The sequence below is a fragment of the Bradyrhizobium genosp. L genome, from assembly GCF_015624485.1.
In the GTDB taxonomy this organism is placed as follows: domain Bacteria; phylum Pseudomonadota; class Alphaproteobacteria; order Rhizobiales; family Xanthobacteraceae; genus Bradyrhizobium.
On the sequence record NZ_CP061378.1, the window covers coordinates 3,088,062 to 3,104,246 of the forward strand.

The following is a 16,185-nucleotide window of genomic DNA, read 5'->3' on the forward strand; positions in this document are numbered from 1 at the left end:
GCATCGGGGCAGCATCGAGACGATGGTTCCGGGCCAAAGACTGGGCGTGGGTCGCTGGTTTGTCAATTGTCCGCTGGCGTGGCGCCATTCGGCTACTCCTTCCGAGCGAAGGCTTGAATCTTGTCCTCGTCGATCTCCACGCCGAGACCGGTGCCATCAGGGACGCAGATCTCGAATTCATCGAATCTGACCGGGTTGGTGACGAGGTCCTCGACGAGAATCCGCGGACCGAAATGTTCGGTGCCCCATTCGAGCTTGGGCAAGGTGGCGAAGGCGGCGAGATGCGCTGCTGCGCCGATGCTGCTCTCCAGCAGGCAACCGCCATAGAGCTCGAGACCATGCGCCGCCGCGACCGCTGCTGCTCGCTTCATTTCGAACAGGCCGCCGCTTTTGACGAGCTTCAGGGAATAGACACTGCCGCATCCCATCCTGGCCGCGCGGGCGATTTCTTCCTTGGCGAAAGCCGCTTCGTCGACGAGCAGGGGGATCGAGGTGCGCGCCGCAACACGGGCCATCACTTCGAGTTGCAGCGCCGAGACCGGCTGCTCGACGAGGGCAACGCCGAGCTCCTCCAGCGCTGGCATGAAACGGATGCATTCCGCCTCGCTCCAGCCCTGGTTGACATCGACGATCAGGCGCACGTCGTCGCCGAGACCGGTGCGCAGCGCCTGTAGCCGTTTCAGATCGGCTTGCGGCTGGTTGAAGCCGAACTTGATCTTGAACTGCCGGTGTTCGCGGCGCCGCAGCTTTTCCCTGGCTTCCTCCAGCTCCTGGCAGCTGTCGCCGGACGCCAGCGCCCAGATCACCTCCATGCGCTCGCGAACCGCGCCGCCCAGCAGTGCGCTGGCGGGCAGGCCGAGCGTCTTGCCGGTCGCGTCCAGCAGGGCGGACTCGACGGCGCCCTTGGCCGCAAAATTGCGGCTCGCGGCCTTGCCCATGCGGATCGCGTTGGCCTCGAAGGCGAGGGCAGATTGGCCATGGAGCGCCGGCGCCAGATAGTTCATGACTGCGGCCTGGATCGATTCCACACTCTCCTCGGCCCAGCGCGGACCGCCGAGCGTCGACGCTTCACCGACACCCGACACGCCGTTGTCGAGCAGGATCCGCACCAGCACGTAGCCCTGATGCGTGACCTCGGTGTTCGAGAGCTTGTGCCGCCGGCGCGTCGGGGCCTCCACGATGGTGGCCCGGACGCTGCGAATCGCCGTGTCCTTGGCGAGAGCCCGTGGCGGCACCACCGGCTCGGTGATTTCGATGATGGGACGACCCATGGTTCCTCGCATGTCCGATCGGGGTAAGCCCCGCCAGGGGTGTGCCTGGCAGGGCGCAACGTGTATCACTCGGCCGCAACCAGTCGCTCGACCGTGGCCTTCTTGAGTTTGAAGTCGAACTCGAGAACGAGATCGGTATCGGCGCCGGCCGGGGCCTTCCTGAACTGGCCGATCAGGCTTTGCTTGACGGCGAAGACCGAGTCGTTGTCGAGATACTTGGTCTCGGAATCGTAGATCTGCGAGATCAGCGACTGATAGCCGTCTTTCGAGAGCATGAAGTGGATGTGCCCGGGACGCCAGGGATGGTGACCCATGTACTTGAGGAGTTCGCCGCCGGCGCCGTCATAGGGGATCGGGTACGGCTCGGGACGGAGTGCCACGAACGCATATTCGCCGTTGGCGTCGGTCGTGAGGCGGCCGCGCAGATTGTAGGCCGGCTGCTCCGGATCTTGCAGATCATAGAGGCCGTTCGGCGCGTCTTCCCAGACGTCGATGGTGACGCCCTCGATCGGCCGTCCCATGGTATCGGTGATCCGGCCGCTGACCTTGACGGTCTGCGCATTGTCGAAGGTCTTCTTGATGATCGAGGCCCCCTTGGGCAGGACCGGCGGATTCTCCCGGTAGAACGGTCCGAGTACCGTGGATTCACTCTCGCCGTCGGTGACCCGGTGGTCGAGCATATCGACCAGCACTTCGATGCCGAGAATGTCGGCGATCAGGATGAACTCGTTGCGCTTCTCGTCCGAGATATCGCCGGCGCGCCGCAGGAACTCGCAGGCGGCGAACCATTCGGCGAAACTCAGATCGACCTCTCGGCAGAAGTCGTGCAAGTGGCGGATCAGGCTCGTCAGGATTTTGCGGTTGCGCGGCGGAATATCCTTGTCGAGAGCAGCGATCACCAGATCGGTAATGCTGTCCTTGTTGACGTTCAGCATGGTCGTTTCCTCCTTTTGTTGCAGTTGAACCAGTTTGGCTTCTCGTTTCCGGGAAGATCGAGGCACCTGCGCTCACCAGATGAACTCGTAGCCGGCATTCTCCAGCAGCGCGGGGGCAGGATGCGGGTCGGCGAGACCGCCGAAGCGGCCGCGGAAAAACAGCAGCGGCTTCTTGTCGTGCTCGAGCGACATCTGGCGGACATGGCCGAGGAAGATGGTGTGGTCCCCTGCGACGATCTCACTGGCGAGATCGGTCACGAAATACGCCGCCGCATTGGCGATGACAGGCAGATCGTCGCGCCGTTCGAAGACGTCACAGAGGTCGAGCTTCGGCTTGCCCGCGAAATGCCAGGCGAGGTCCTCCATGCCCTCGGCGAGGACGCTGACGGCGAAGCGGCTGGTCCTCTGGATGTTGGAAAGCATTTTCGCGCTTCTGGCGATCGAAATCGCCACCAGCGGTGGATCGAGCGACACCGACATGAACGCATTGGCGGTCATTCCGTGATCCCGTCCCTCATGGTGCGTTGTGATGATCGTGACACCGGTGCCGAACTGGCCGCAAGCGTCGCGCAGCTCTCGCGGATCGATGGTGGTCATTGGTTGGCTGTCCGGAATTGGGTTGGACGGGGCAGATTGACCGGCGGCGCGGTCAGGACGTCCTTCCAGTTCTCCAGCGTCGCCGCGGCGGCCGCCAGACCTGATCGCCGCAGCGCCCGGATGCGGGTGCTCGACACGATCTCGCCATTGCCGCATCGCACCGGCGGCAGAACACGCGTGTTGAAGCGTTGGCGCAGCATCAGGGCGCTTCCGCCCTTGCAGGACCCGAAACGAAAATCCTCGCCGATGATGATCTCATGAGGACGCAGCCGTTGTAGCTCAGCGATGAAGTCGAGCGCGGTGCGCTGGACGTACGCCTGGTTGAAATCTGCAACGATCACGTGGTCGGGAGAAAATGTTGCGATGCGCTCGAGCTTTTCGGTCAGTGAGCTTAACGCCTCGGCCCGACCGAAATAAACCTTCGGCGGAGGATCGAAAGTGTAGACCACGGCGGGAACACCGCGACGTTGCGCCGCCGCAGTCGTCTGCCGAAGCAGCTCCTGATGACCGCGGTGCACGCCATCAAATGCGCCGATCGTCACGACGCTCGCACCGAGATCAAGTTCGTTGGCATGGTGTAAAGCAACAGCCGAGCTGCCTAGACCCTTGCCCATGGTTCCGCTCCCTTGCCGTGTTAGCAAACGCTTTGTCCGCTGCGGCGTTGCGTCGGCCGGAAGGTCGCTGCCGTCAGGTCCGCGCCACCTAGTCATAGCGCGACCGTGGCGGTCCGCACGGTATCGTGTGATACCTTTCGCCTGCTCCGGTGGAGCGCGTAGTTCTTCGTCCGATGTCACGCCGACCAAGAGCGTGGCGAATGTTTTCGGGCGGTGCGGCAATCGTCGCCCGTCCGACGACGCAGCGGAGGAGAAGCGACCATGACTACTGCAGCGCTGCGGGCCGATGCGCCCGCGTCGACGACCAGCGTCTATACCGGCGGCGAATTCCTGGACAGCATCCAGGACGGGCGCGAAATCTATATCTACGGCGAGCGCGTCAAGAACGTCGTCACGCATCCGGCCTTTCGCAATTCGGCACGGATGGTCGCGCGGTGGTACGACCGCTTTCACGAGAAGAAGGATGAAATTGGTGTCCTGACCGATACAGGCTCGGGACAAATGACCCATCCGTTCTTCCTGGGGTCGCGGACGGCCGAGGATCTGATCAAAGGCCGCGATGCAATCGCCGAATTGCAGAAAGTTGCCTTCGGCTGGATGGGCCGCTCACCGGACTACAAGGCGGCATTTCTTGGAACGCTCGGCGCGAATTCAGCCTTCTACGGCGAGTATGCCGGCAATGCCCGAAAGTGGTATGCGCGGACCCAGGAACGGCTCGACTTCTGGAACCACGCGATCGTCAATCCGCCGATCGACCGCGACCGGGCGATCGAGGACGTGCGCGACGTCTTCATGCATGTCGAGAAGGAGACCGATGCGGGCCTGATCGTCTCAGGCGCCAAGGTGGTCGCGACCGGGTCGGCGCTGACGCACTACAACTTCATCGCCCACTACGGCATCCCGATCAAGGACAAGTCGTTCGCGCTGATCTTCACGGCGCCGATGGATGCGAAGGGCGTCAAGCTGATCGCCCGCTCGTCCTACGAGTTCACGGCGGCGGCGACCGGCTCACCGTTCGACTATCCGCTGTCCAGCCGTTTTGACGAGAACGACTCCATCCTCGTCTTCGACAAGGTGCTGGTGCCCTGGGAGAACGTCTTCATCTATGGCGACGTCGACAAGATCAACCAGTTCTTCCCGGCGTCGGGCTTCGTGCCACGGTTCACGCTGCATGGCGTGACGCGCTTTGCCGTCAAGCTCGACTTCATCGCCGGCCTGTTCTCGATGGCGGTGGAGGCGACGGGATCGAAGGATTTCCGCGGCGTCCAGACCGCGGTAGGTGAGGTGATCGCATGGCGCAATCTGTTCCACGGGATTGCGGATGCGATGGTGAAGTCGCCGATCACCTGGCAGGGCACGGAGGGCTACAACCTGCCCAATCTGAACTACGGGCTCGCCTACCGCGTGTTTGCACCGATGGCCTATCCGCGGATCAAGGAACTGATCGAGCGCCACGTGGCGAGCGGCCTGATCTATCTGCCGTCGAGCTCGGCGGATCTCGAGAGCGAGGCCATCAGGCCGTATCTGGACCGGTTTGTCCGCGGCTCGAACGGCTATGCCGCAATCGATCGGATCAAGCTGCTGAAGCTGCTCTGGGATGCGGTAGGCTCGGAGTTCGGCGGACGCCACGAGCTCTATGAGCGCAACTATGCGGGCAACTACGAGAACCTGCGCGTCGAGACGCTGACGGCCGCGGCCGCGACCGGCGACCTCGGCGCCATGCAGGATTTTGTGCGCAACTGCATGGGCGACTACGATGTGTCGGGCTGGACTGCGAAGGATCTCGTCAATCCCGACGATATCAATCTTGTCAGCCGTGGTTTGGTGCAGGGCTGATCTCGCCGACCAAGACAGGTAATTGCCGGGGCCGCCGCGATCGCGTGGCGGCTCCGGTCCGTTTTCCCCGCCGCGGTTTGTTCGGCTCGTCCGACGGTTTGAAGGAGCTCATCGTCATGCTGTTCCACGTCGAAATGGATGTGCGGATTCCACACGATCTCCCCGTCGAACGGGCCGACGCGCTGAAGCAGGCGGAACGTGCCCGCGCCACGGAGTTGCAACGTGCGGGCGTCTGGCGTCACTTGTGGCGCGTCGCTGGACGCTATGCCAATGTCAGCATATTCGATGTATCTGGCGCGCAGGAATTGCACGACATCCTGTCCAACCTACCGCTCTTTCCGTTCATGGAGATACGGGTCACCCCGTTATGCCGGCATCCGTCATCGATCCACGACGATGACCGATAGGCGCTGCGCCATGCGATCCGGCTAGTTGACCACCGTGTGTGGACGCCGGTGGCGGCTGGCGCTGCCGATGCTGCCAGTGACATCGGGGTAGCCGTTCAGCATCAGCGTGTCGGCGCGCACGCCCCAGCTTTCGAGCCGGTCGAGGAAGCTCATGCCGAGCAGATTGGTCTTCATCTGGCCGCGCTGCACCACCAGCGCCGGCACCGATTTCTCGACCAGTCTGCCGACCGCAAGGCGATCGAGCGTCAGCCGCGCCGCCTTGGTATGGCCGCCGGCGGTTTCGAGATCGACATTGTATTCGAGCATCTCGATCGGCAGCCCGATCGCCTTCGCGGTTTCCCAGGTCAGCACCACCGAGGTCGCGCCGGTGTCGATCACCATCGGCGCGCTGATGCCGTTGATCTTGGCGCGGAATGCGAACTCGCCGCTCTGGCTGCGCGCGATCTGCACCCCAGGCGCGGGAGCAGGCGAGGCCGCCGCCGGTGCCGCGCTGCGGCCGAACAGCTGCGTGAGATTTTCCCTCGCGCGCGCGATCTGATCGGGATCGCCATAGGCGACGACGGCGCCGGCGGTTGCCATCAAGAGCAGGATGACGAGGAGGATGCGGCTCACAGCGCGCCTCCACCGATCGCATCGATCAGGCGCGTTTCGGACGCGGCTCCAGCCGTTCGAGCCCGGCGGCATCCATCCGCGCCGGCAATGTCGCCATAACCGCCAGCCGCTCCGCGCGGTCCATCTTGTGCCAGCGCGCGATCTCCGGAAGCGTGCGCCCGCATCCGAAGCAGAGCTTGGTCTTGGGATCCATCATGCAGACTGCGATACACGGCGTCTCGGTGCTCATTGTCAGGTGTTTGAACGGTTTTGGCCGCTCACGCAAGCCGGCGGAAGCGCGATGGTCGCCATCGCGCGTCCGCTCTTTGTTTTGAGCATGACCTCTCGGAAAACCGCGTCACACTTTTCCGGGCCATGCTCTAGAGTCCGGTACCTGCACTCATGATCGACTTGCGCCGCACGCGTTTGCGGTCGGCGTTCGGCGCGGTCTCCACGGGCTCCGGCTGCACCGGCGGGGCCTCTTCGGCCATCGGCGCCAGCGCGCTCATGACGCGCTCCGGCGGCAAGGTGACGATCACCTCGGTGCCGATGCGCAGCTTCGATTTCAGCGTGAAGGTGCCGCCATGCATATCGATCAGGCTTTTCGCGATCGGCAGCCCGAGGCCCGCGCCCTGTTCCGCCGACTTGATCGAGTTGGAGCCCTGACCGAACGAGGCAAGCACGACCGGGATCTCGTCCTCGGCGATGCCGCTTCCGGTGTCCTTGACGCTCAGATATTGCCCGCCGGATGCGGTCCAGCCGACCTTGAGCCAGATCTCGCCGCCCTGCGGGGTGAACTTGATCGAGTTGGAGAGCAGGTTCAGCACGACCTGGCGGATGGCGCGCTCGTCGCCCCAGATCCTGGGCATGCCGTGCTCGAACACCTCATGGATGGTGATGCCGCGGCTGGAGGCGCGCAGCTTCAACAGATGATGGCAGTCGGCGACGACATGCACCAGCGCCACCGCTTCCTCGTTCAATTCGTAGCGGCCGGCCTCGATCCGCGACAGGTCGAGGATCTCGTTGATGAGATTGAGCAGGTGCACGCCGGAATTATGGATGTCGGCGGAATACTCCTTGTACACCGCGACCGCATGCGCGCCGAAGATCTCGCTCTTCATCACCTCGGAAAAGCCGAGGATCGCGTTCAGCGGCGTGCGCAGCTCGTGGCTCATCTGGGCGAGGAAGCGCGACTTGGCGACGTTGGCGGATTCGGCACGGTGGCGCGCCTCGTCGGAGATCGCCTTGGCCTGCTCGAGCTCGCCGATCAGCGCGTCCTTCTCGGCGCGTGCCTCGAGCGTCGCCAGCGTCGTCGAATGCAGGCGGTGGGCGAGCAGCGCGAAGTAGCCTTCGGCAGCCAGCGCGAGCAGCGCCAGCACGTAATTGTCGAACGAGCCGCTCAGCACGAGATCGAGCGCAATCGCCACCGTCACCGGTGCGGTTGCCGCGAGGGCCGCGATCGGCAGGCTTGCCGCCAGCATGCTGGAGACCGCGATCACCAGCAGCATCAGGAACATCATCAGCGTGTTGGACGATAGATCCCGGCCGGCGGGATGGATCAGGATCACGGTCCAGCACAGGCCGTAGAGCAGGTCGAGCAGCACGAAGCGGGTCCGCCATTTGCGGGTCATCGCAAGCGAGGGCGGCTCGGCGAGGAAGCGGGAACAACTGCGGATGATGGCGGCATGGACGCAGAGCATGCCGACAGTCCAGGCCCCGGCCACCATCGACTGCATCCACAGGGCAAACAGCATGCCGGTCGCAACCACCAGCAGCATGACGACGTAGGACGCCGACATCCTGGTCTGGGCGTATTGCCGGAGCAGTTCGGCGTCGAACGCCGGGCGGGTTCCGCTGGTCGACGTTAACCGATCGCGCGCCTCGCGCACCCGCTGCGCGGCAGCGCGCCGGCTGTTCACCGGCGCCGCCACCTGAGGTCCGGCCGGAAGCGCGACAACTTCAGGCTTTTCTGCGGGATCACTCATAAACAACACAAATCCTGCCCGCAAACGCACGGGCGTTTTGCATCGTCTATCTGTGCTCTCAAATTCTTAAGCGATGCCTTAAAGAGCTAAAGAAACTCCTTAACGGGGAGTTAAATTAACTCTTTCGATGACCTCGCCCCGCTTGCGGGCGAGGTCATCGCATGTTGCCTTTGCGGCCTCTCGAGCCGACATTTCCTCGTATCGTCATGGCCGGGCTTGACCCGGCCATCCACGTCTTTTTTCAAGTCGAAGACGTGGATGCCCGGGTCAAGCCCGGGCATGACGAGTTGCGCAGAACGACTGACCGAACCCCGAGGGCGAGAATCTAGCGCTGCAGCCGCGCCAGCAGGCTCGACGTATCCCAGCGCTTGCCGCCCATCTTCTCGACCTCGGCGTAGAACTGGTCGACCAGCGCGGTGGCGGGTAGCGTAGCGCCGTTGCGGCGGGCTTCGGCCAGCGCGATCGACAGGTCCTTGCGCATCCATTCGACCGCGAAGCCGAAATCGTACTTGCCTTCGTTCATGGTCTTGTAGCGGTTTTCCATCTGCCAGGACTGCGCGGCGCCCTTCGAAATGGTCTCGATCACGTCTGCGACGTCGAGGCCCGATTTCTTGGCGAAGTGGATGCCCTCGGAGAGACCCTGCACCAGGCCGGCGATGCAGATCTGGTTGACCATTTTCGTCAGCTGGCCGGCGCCTGCCGGTCCGAGCAATTTGCACATCCGCGCATAGGCGCCGGTGATGATCGGCTCGGCCCCGGCATAGGCATCCGCAGCGCCGCCGCACATCACGGTCAGCACGCCGTTCTCGGCACCGGCCTGGCCACCGGAGACGGGGGCGTCGACGAATTTGAAACCGGCCTTGGTGGCGGCGGCATCGAGCTCGCGGGCGACCTCGGCGGAGGCGGTGGTGTGGTCGACGAAGGTCGCGCCCTTCGTCATGCCGGCAAACGCGCCGTCGGCGCCGATCGTGACCGCGCGCAGATCGTTGTCATTGCCGACGCAGCACATCACGAAGTCCTGGCCTTCGGCAGCGGCCTTCGGGGTTGCCGCGGTCTTGCCGCCGAACTTGTCGGCCCATTCCTTCGCCTTCGCCGCGGTCCGGTTGTACACGGTGACCTGATGGCCGCCCTTTTTCACGAGGTGTCCCGCCATCGGGAAACCCATCACGCCGAGACCGAGAAAAGCGACTTTAGCCATGTCTGCTACCTTGTAATTTGCCTTGGTGATCGCCCCAGAGGCCTGCCGGCAAGGCCGGGCGGGCAGGGCATTCCGTCCATGGAGGGAGCCGCACCATACCCCCTGTGCAGCGGAGGGCAACGGCTTCGTGGGATGCCAGCTCCCGGTTTTGTGCTAGGATCGCCTCACCAAAACAACTTCACAAAAACGGGAGTGTTTCGCATGGGCATGAGCGTCGGTGTGCTCGATCATTTCAACATCCGGACCCGGAATCTCGCCGATACGGTCCACTTCTACGAGGACATTCTGGGGCTGGAGAAGGGCCCGCGGCCGAACTTCGCATTCGCTGGCGCGTGGATGTACAGCGAGGGCAAGGCGGTGGTGCATCTGGTCGATATTTCCAAGACCGACGAGGCACAAAAGCCGGATTCCGGCGTCGTCCATCACGTCGCCTTCGCCAGTCAGGGTTTTGCCGGGATGAAGAAGCGGCTGGAGACCAAGGGCGTGGCGTACGACTCGCGCCAGGTTCCGGGCGGCGATCTCTGGCAGATCTTCGTCAACGACCCCAACGGGGTCATGATCGAGCTGAATTACGAAGCTGCCAAGGAAGACGGTGGCGCCGCGCCGGTCGAGCGGCGGGACGACGTCGGAGCGAGGTAGCCTTTTGCGCCGCAACGCTCTAATGCGTGGTCTCTTGAACCTTCCAGGAGACGTGCCGTGAGCGTGACGCAGCAACAGGTTTTGGATGCCTTGGCCAAGGTGATGTCGCCGCGCGGCGTCCCCTTGACCAATGCCAATGTGCTGTCGGCGATCACGGTCACCGACGGCAAGGTATTCTTCTCGATCAACGTCGATGCCGCCGAGGCGCGCGCCTGGGAGAGCGTGCGTGCGCAGGCCGAGAATGCGGTACGCGCCATTCCCGGCGTCAGCGTCGCGATGATCGCGCTGACCGCCGAACGCAAGGCCGGCGGCGCGGCTCCGCCGCCGCGGCCGGCCGGCGGCGTACAGCCGGCCTCGACCCATCGGCACCCGCATCCGCCCGGCGCCGCCTCGCCGATGGCGCGGCAGGCCGAGATCCCCGGCATCTCCGCGATCATCGCGGTCGCCTCCGGCAAGGGCGGGGTCGGCAAATCGACCACGGCGCTCAACCTTGCGCTCGGCCTGCGCGACCTCGGCCTCCGGATCGGGCTGCTCGATGCCGACATCTACGGCCCCTCGGTGCCGCGGCTGACCGGCATCCGCGAGAAGCCGCAGCTCAACGACGACAAGAAGATGATTCCGCTCGAGCGCTTCGGCCTCTCGATCATGTCGATCGGCTTTTTGGTCGAGGAAGACACCGCGATGATCTGGCGCGGGCCGATGGTGATGTCGGCGATCACCCAGATGCTGCGCGACGTCGCCTGGGGCACGCTCGACGTGCTGGTCGTCGACATGCCGCCCGGCACCGGCGATGCCCAGCTCACGCTGGCGCAGAACGTTCCGCTCAAGGGCGCCGTGATCGTCTCGACGCCGCAGGACCTCTCGCTGATCGACGCGCGGCGCGGACTTGCCATGTTCACGAAGGTCAACGTGCCCGTGCTCGGCATCGTCGAGAACATGAGCTACTTCCAGTGCCCGCATTGCGGCACGCGCTCGGACATCTTCGGCCATGGCGGCGCGCGCCACGAGGCCGAGCGGCTCGGCGTGCCGTTCCTCGGCGAAATCCCGCTGCATATGGCGATCCGCACCACCTCCGACTCAGGCAATCCGGTGGTGGCGAGCGAGCCTGACGGCCCGCATGCGGCGATCTACCGCGCCATCGGCGCCAAGGTTCGCGAGCAGCTCAAGGGTGCGATCACCGCAGCTTGACGGCTGCCGGCCTCGAGGCCGGCACGGTCGTTCTTCACAGGACGGGTGCGCTGGACGATTGCCGGATCGCCGGCAGCCTGTATGTTTGTCCGGATATTGGCGAATCGTGCGACCCGGTCCGACCGTTTGACGGAGACCGTGGAGAGGCCGAAATCGCCGGAGGGGCCGCAAGGCTGCGATCGACATGGCAGCGTCACGCGAAGTCAAGCGCCGCAAGCATCTCACGCGCGAGAAGCGCGCAGAGGCGTCCCGTATGGCGTTCAACATGGCGAAGAAATCCGACTCGCTGGGAGAGGCTGCGGCCGTGGTCGCCAAGACCTATGGTGTCAGCTTCACGACGGCGCAAAGCTGGATCCGGCGCGGGCGTCATCTCGCCGATAAAGCCAAGAAGGCAAGGCAAGCGGCGAAGCGCTGACTGGCGCGGAGGCGTTTCGAGAAGCAACTTCAGGTCGCAATCGCTGTAGTCCCCGCGGCGCATCTTCCAGGACATCGCTGCACCATCAGACTTTCGTTTAATGGGCGCAGTCATGCCATTGTCGCGTTTCCGACAGGCCGCTTCCGTGTTAAAGGGCCGAGCCAGAGCGTCCCGGCATCCCCTCGGAATCGCCGGAGGAAATGCTTGCGGTCACTGGGAAAACGCCCTCAAGGAGAAGGCTTACGATGAAGCGTCGTGATTTTTTGAAAGTTTCTGCGGCCGGTGCTGCCGCGACCGCCGTCGCCTCGCCGGCGATCGCGCAGTCTTCGCCTGAAATCAAGTGGCGCCTGACCTCGAGCTTCCCGAAGTCCCTTGACACCATCTATGGCGGCGCCGACCAGCTGGCGAAGTACGTCGCCGAAATGACCGACAACAAGTTCCAGATCCAGGTGTTCGCGGCCGGTGAAATCGTGCCCGGCCTGCAGGCGCTGGATGCGACCTCGAACGGCACCGTCGAGATGTCGCACACGGTCTCCTACTACTATGTCGGCAAGGACCCGACCTTTGCGATCTACTCGTCGGTCCCGTTCGGTCTCAACGCGCGGATGCAGAACTCCTGGTGGTACCAGGGCGGCGGTGAGGCACTCGGCAACGAGTTCTTCAAGAAGTTCGGCGTGATCGGCTTCCCCTGCGGCAACACCGGCACCCAGATGGGCGGCTGGTTCCGCAAGGAGATCAAGACCGTCGCCGACATGTCGGGCTTGAAGATGCGGATCGGCGGCATCGCCGGTCAGGTGCTGCAGAAGGTCGGCGTGGTGCCGCAGCAGCTCGCCGGCGGCGACATCTATCCGGCGCTGGAGAAGGGCACCATCGACGCTGCCGAGTGGGTCGGTCCTTATGACGACGAGAAGCTCGGCTTCCAGAAGGTCGCCAAGTACTACTACTATCCGGGCTTCTGGGAAGGCGGCCCGACCGTGCACGCCTACGCCAATCTGGAAAAGTGGAACGCGCTGCCGAAGAACTACCAGGCCATCCTGACCAACGCCTGCGCCAACGCCAACAGCTGGATGGCCGCGCGCTACGACATGCAGAACCCCTCGGCGCTGAAGCGGCTGGTCGCCGGCGGCACGCAGCTCCGTCCGTTCACCAACGAGGTGCTCGAGGCCTGCCTCAAGGCGACCAACGAGCTGTGGGGCGAAATCTCCGCCAAGAACGCCGACTTCAAGAAGTCGATCGATGCCATGCAGGCCTACCGCTCCGACCAGTATCTCTGGTGGCAGGTCGCCGAATACACTTTCGACAGCTTCATGATCCGCTCGCGCACCCGCGGCTGATCGGCGCAGCGTTCTCCTCAGGAGAATGCTGCAAGACAACGGGCGCGGGCTTCAGGTCCAGGACTTGAGCCCGCAACACCTCGACTTAAGTAGCCCGGCCGTCGCGAGACGGCCGGGCTTTTTGCGTCTGGCGTTCGGTGAGGGGATGTTCCATGCTCTCGCCCAAGCCTCTGCACGAAGGCGGCGCGCGACCAGCGATGGATCGCGACGGCCAAGAAAAGCGAGCGCGGCGCCGCATTGCGCGCATCGACGCTCCTGCAACACAAACACAAAGGGCAGGATTCAAATGAAGCGAAGAGATTTCATCAAGGTCACAGGTTTAGGCGTCGCGGGCGCCGCAGCAGTTGCAGCCCCCGCGATCGCGCAGTCGATGCCCGAGATCAAATGGCGGATGACGACGAGCTGGCCGAAGTCGCTCGACACGCTGCACGGCGCCGCCGAGCAGATGGCCAAGGTGGTCGGCGAGGCGACCGACAACAAATTCCAGATCCAGACTTTTGCGGCCGGCGAAATCGTGCCCGGCCTCCAGGTGCTCGACGCCGTGCAGAACGGCACGGTCGAGATGGGTCACACCGCGTCCTACTATTATTTCGGCAAGGACCCGACCTTCACCTTCGGCTCGTCGATCCCGTTCGGTCCGAACGCGCGCCTCAACCAGGCCTGGTACATGCTGGGCGGCGGCAAGGAGCTGCTCAACGAGTTCTACAAAGGTTACAACGTCACCTCGCTGCTCGCCGGCAACACCACCTGTCAGATGGGCGGCTGGTTCCGCAAGGAGATCAACACCGTCGACGATCTCAAGGGCCTGAAATTCCGCATCGGCGGCTTTGCCGGGCGCGTGATGCAGAAGCTCGGCTGCGTGCCGCAGCAGCTCGCCGGCGGCGACATCTATCCGGCGCTCGAGAAGGGCACCATCGATGCCGCGGAATGGGTCGGCCCCTATGACGACGAGAAGCTCGGCCTGCAAAAGGTCGCGCCGCATTACTACTATCCCGGCTGGTGGGAAGGCGGCCCGATGCTGCTGGCGATGATCAATCTCGACAAGTGGAACGCGCTGCCGAAGTACTATCAGAACATCCTCGAGCAGGCCGGCCACTACGCCAACAACTGGATGATGGCGAAATACGACACCGTGAATCCGATCGCATTGAAGAAGCTGCTCGCCGGCGGCGCCAAGCTGCACGGCTTCTCGCCGCCGATCATGGAGGCGAGCTTCAAGGCGGCGCGCGAGCTGCATGCCGAAGTCGCGGCCGGCAACGCCAACTTCAAGAAGCTGCTGGACTCGCTGACATCCTATTCGAGCACCGGCTACCAATGGTTTCAGGTCGCCGAGGTCGGCTACGACAACTTCATGGCCCGCCACGCGCAGACCTGATGTCTTTGCGCAACTGACCTATCCACGTCATCATGCCCGGACGAACCCGGGCATGACGAACGATGGACCCTGGGGCTGACAGCCCGATGCGATCGCCTGCCGTCGTGGGGGGGCACTGCCAAAACATCGAAAACAACCCCATGCAAAGGAGCCGGGCTGCCGGCGTTCGGCACGGCCACGTTCGGCACGGCCACTTGACATGTCGGGCAACTCAGCGGTATTATTCCATTATTCCGAAATCGTGCGGGCTTCCATCGCCCCGAGGCTACCGCATGTGGCAGGACGAGCTTACGACTTCGCTGCAACCCGCGTCTCGAACACGCAACTGCGCCAATCGCTGGTCGGGCAATCGGTCGGCCAGCCGCCGCCGAGCGCCATGAACAGCGCTGCGGTGTCGGACAGCCGCGTCGCCACCGCCTGCACGCGGGTGATCGCGGCGTTGAGGTAGACCTGCTGCGCGTTCAGCACGTTGACCTGATTGACCTGCCCGAGCACGAGCTGCTTCTGCACGATGTCGAGGCTGGCCTTCGCGGCGTTCTCCGCCCTGATCGCGGCCTGCACGGCGCGGGCATCGGCCTGCAGGCTGCGGATCGCGTCGGCGACGTTCTGCAACGCCGTGACGACCGCCTGGCGGTACTGCGCGTTGGCCTGGTCGAGCGCGGCCTCCGCGGCCTTCTGCTTGTGGTACAGCGTGTAGCCGTCGAACAGCGTCTGCGTCGCGCTGCCCGCGACCGTGTAGAACAGCGTGCCGGGCGTGAACAGTTGGCCGATGTTGAAGGCGGTGCTGCCGGGATTGGCCGAGATGACGAAGTTCGGAAGCCGGGCGGCGATCGCGACGCCGACCAGCGCGCTGGCCGAATGCAGGCTCGCTTCGGCGGCCCGCACGTCGGGGCGCTGCGCCACCATCGTGCTCGGCAGGGTCACCGGCAGATTGGCGGGCAGCGTCAAGCGCTCGAGGTCGAACTTCTGCAAGATCTCGTCGGCGGAGAACTGTCCGGCCAGCGCGGTGAGGAGGTCGCGCTGGATCGCGAGCTGCTTCTGTAAGGGCGGCAAGGTCTGTTCGGACTGCGCCAGCGCGGCCTCCTGCGCCAACACGTCGACCTGCGCCGCCTGACCCGCATTGAACTGGTTCTTGAGGATGCCGAGGATGTCGCGTTCGATCTTGATGATGCGCTCGGTGGCGGCGATCTGGCCGCGCAGCGAGCCCTCCTGGATCGCCGCCGTCACGACATTGGCGGTCAATGTCAGATAGGCGGCCTCGAGCTGGAACTGGGCCTGCTCGGTGACGGCGTCGAGGTTCTCGACGTTACGCATGTTCTCGCCCCAGACGTCGGGCACGAAGCTGATATTGAGCTGGGCGGTGTGCAGCGCATAGGAGTCCTGCGCGGTATTGCCGGGGCCCGAGGACGCATTGGAGATCAGCTGCTGCGAGGCGGTATAGTTCGCCCCGACCTGCGGGAAGAACAGGCCGCGCTGCGCCAGCGCGTTGAAGTTCGCGACCTTGATCGCCGCCTCCGCCGATTGCAGCGATGGATTGTGCTCGACCGACAGGCGGATCAGCGCGTTGAGCGGCGCGGAGCGGAACGCTGCCCACCACAGCGTCGGCATGTCTGCGCCACTGACGAAGCGCTGCGTCGTCACGCGCGGGCCGGAGGCGTCGGTGCCGGGCGATTGCAGCTTCTCGGGCGTGTAGCCGGCGACGTCGGGCGCCGGCGGTGACGAGAAATTGGGGCCGACCGCGCAGCTTGCAAGCATCAGCGCGCCGGCCGCCGTGGCCAGCCCGCGCATCGCTGAGGCGGC

16 protein-coding genes are annotated in these 16,185 nt (G+C 64.3%); 7 read left to right on the forward strand and 9 right to left on the reverse strand.

Annotation, left to right across the window (positions count from 1 at the left end):
* Positions 1 to 92: 92 nt before the first annotated feature.
* The 4 genes from IC762_RS14345 to IC762_RS14360 form a co-directional block, all read right to left on the reverse strand.
* Positions 93 to 1,271, reverse strand: coding sequence for a muconate/chloromuconate family cycloisomerase (locus IC762_RS14345; RefSeq protein WP_195789419.1), 1,179 nt, complete (start codon positions 1,269 to 1,271; stop codon positions 93 to 95).
* A 65-nt stretch (positions 1,272 to 1,336) separates the two neighbouring features.
* A complete protein-coding gene (locus IC762_RS14350; protein WP_195789420.1) occupies positions 1,337 to 2,206 on the reverse strand; it encodes a dioxygenase in 870 nt (289 codons plus the stop codon).
* Positions 2,207 to 2,278: 72 nt separating this feature from the next.
* On the reverse strand, positions 2,279 to 2,803 hold the full coding sequence (locus tag IC762_RS14355) for a flavin reductase family protein (protein ID WP_195789421.1): 525 nt from the start codon (positions 2,801 to 2,803) through the stop codon (positions 2,279 to 2,281).
* A complete protein-coding gene (locus IC762_RS14360) occupies positions 2,800 to 3,417 on the reverse strand; it encodes an FAD synthetase (RefSeq protein WP_195789422.1) in 618 nt (205 codons plus the stop codon). The genes IC762_RS14355 and IC762_RS14360 overlap by 4 nt, the downstream gene beginning before the upstream one ends.
* A gap of 261 nt (positions 3,418 to 3,678) precedes the next feature.
* Here IC762_RS14360 and IC762_RS14365 point away from each other — a divergent pair, with 261 nt between their 5' ends.
* Both IC762_RS14365 and catC read left to right on the forward strand, forming a co-directional pair.
* Complete coding sequence (locus tag IC762_RS14365; RefSeq protein WP_195789423.1) at positions 3,679 to 5,253, forward strand: 4-hydroxyphenylacetate 3-hydroxylase N-terminal domain-containing protein; 1,575 nt, start codon at positions 3,679 to 3,681, stop codon at positions 5,251 to 5,253.
* A 116-nt stretch (positions 5,254 to 5,369) separates the two neighbouring features.
* Positions 5,370 to 5,660: a muconolactone Delta-isomerase gene (gene catC, locus IC762_RS14370; protein ID WP_195789424.1), complete on the forward strand. Its 291-nt coding sequence runs from the start codon at positions 5,370 to 5,372 to the stop codon at positions 5,658 to 5,660.
* 21 nt (positions 5,661 to 5,681) lie between these two features.
* Here catC and IC762_RS14375 read toward each other — a convergent pair whose 3' ends face one another.
* The 4 genes from IC762_RS14375 to IC762_RS14390 all read right to left on the reverse strand — a co-directional run bounded on the left by IC762_RS14375 (position 5,682) and on the right by IC762_RS14390 (position 9,434).
* Positions 5,682 to 6,272 carry a TIGR02281 family clan AA aspartic protease gene (locus IC762_RS14375; protein WP_195789425.1) on the reverse strand — a complete coding sequence of 197 codons (591 nt, stop codon included), beginning with the start codon at positions 6,270 to 6,272 and terminating at the stop codon, positions 5,682 to 5,684.
* A gap of 25 nt (positions 6,273 to 6,297) precedes the next feature.
* Positions 6,298 to 6,501, reverse strand: a complete 204-nt coding sequence (locus IC762_RS14380; RefSeq protein WP_195789426.1) for a DUF1289 domain-containing protein — start codon at positions 6,499 to 6,501, stop codon at positions 6,298 to 6,300.
* Positions 6,502 to 6,631: 130 nt separating this feature from the next.
* Positions 6,632 to 8,236, reverse strand: coding sequence for a sensor histidine kinase (locus tag IC762_RS14385; protein WP_195789427.1), 1,605 nt, complete (start codon positions 8,234 to 8,236; stop codon positions 6,632 to 6,634).
* A gap of 325 nt (positions 8,237 to 8,561) precedes the next feature.
* Positions 8,562 to 9,434, reverse strand: coding sequence for an NAD(P)-dependent oxidoreductase (locus IC762_RS14390; RefSeq protein WP_195789428.1), 873 nt, complete (start codon positions 9,432 to 9,434; stop codon positions 8,562 to 8,564).
* A 201-nt stretch (positions 9,435 to 9,635) separates the two neighbouring features.
* Between IC762_RS14390 and IC762_RS14395 the strand changes: the two genes are divergently transcribed.
* The 5 genes from IC762_RS14395 to IC762_RS14415 all read left to right on the forward strand — a co-directional run bounded on the left by IC762_RS14395 (position 9,636) and on the right by IC762_RS14415 (position 14,385).
* The gene (locus tag IC762_RS14395) at positions 9,636 to 10,073 is read left to right on the forward strand and encodes a VOC family protein (protein ID WP_195789429.1); all 438 of its coding nucleotides are present in this window, start codon (positions 9,636 to 9,638) and stop codon (positions 10,071 to 10,073) included.
* Between the two features lie 57 nt (positions 10,074 to 10,130).
* On the forward strand, positions 10,131 to 11,261 hold the full coding sequence (locus IC762_RS14400; RefSeq protein ID WP_195789430.1) for an Mrp/NBP35 family ATP-binding protein: 1,131 nt from the start codon (positions 10,131 to 10,133) through the stop codon (positions 11,259 to 11,261).
* 184 nt (positions 11,262 to 11,445) lie between these two features.
* Positions 11,446 to 11,676 (forward strand): hypothetical protein, encoded by a 231-nt coding sequence (locus IC762_RS14405; RefSeq protein ID WP_195789431.1) that lies wholly within the window; start codon positions 11,446 to 11,448, stop codon positions 11,674 to 11,676.
* A gap of 245 nt (positions 11,677 to 11,921) precedes the next feature.
* Positions 11,922 to 13,010: a TRAP transporter substrate-binding protein gene (locus IC762_RS14410; protein WP_195789432.1), complete on the forward strand. Its 1,089-nt coding sequence runs from the start codon at positions 11,922 to 11,924 to the stop codon at positions 13,008 to 13,010.
* Between the two features lie 286 nt (positions 13,011 to 13,296).
* A complete protein-coding gene (locus IC762_RS14415) occupies positions 13,297 to 14,385 on the forward strand; it encodes a TRAP transporter substrate-binding protein (protein ID WP_195789433.1) in 1,089 nt (362 codons plus the stop codon).
* A gap of 288 nt (positions 14,386 to 14,673) precedes the next feature.
* On the opposite strand, the gene IC762_RS14420 is transcribed toward IC762_RS14415, so the two are convergent.
* Positions 14,674 to 16,173 (reverse strand): efflux transporter outer membrane subunit, encoded by a 1,500-nt coding sequence (locus IC762_RS14420; RefSeq protein WP_246801565.1) that lies wholly within the window; start codon positions 16,171 to 16,173, stop codon positions 14,674 to 14,676.
* Positions 16,174 to 16,185: the final 12 nt, after the last annotated feature.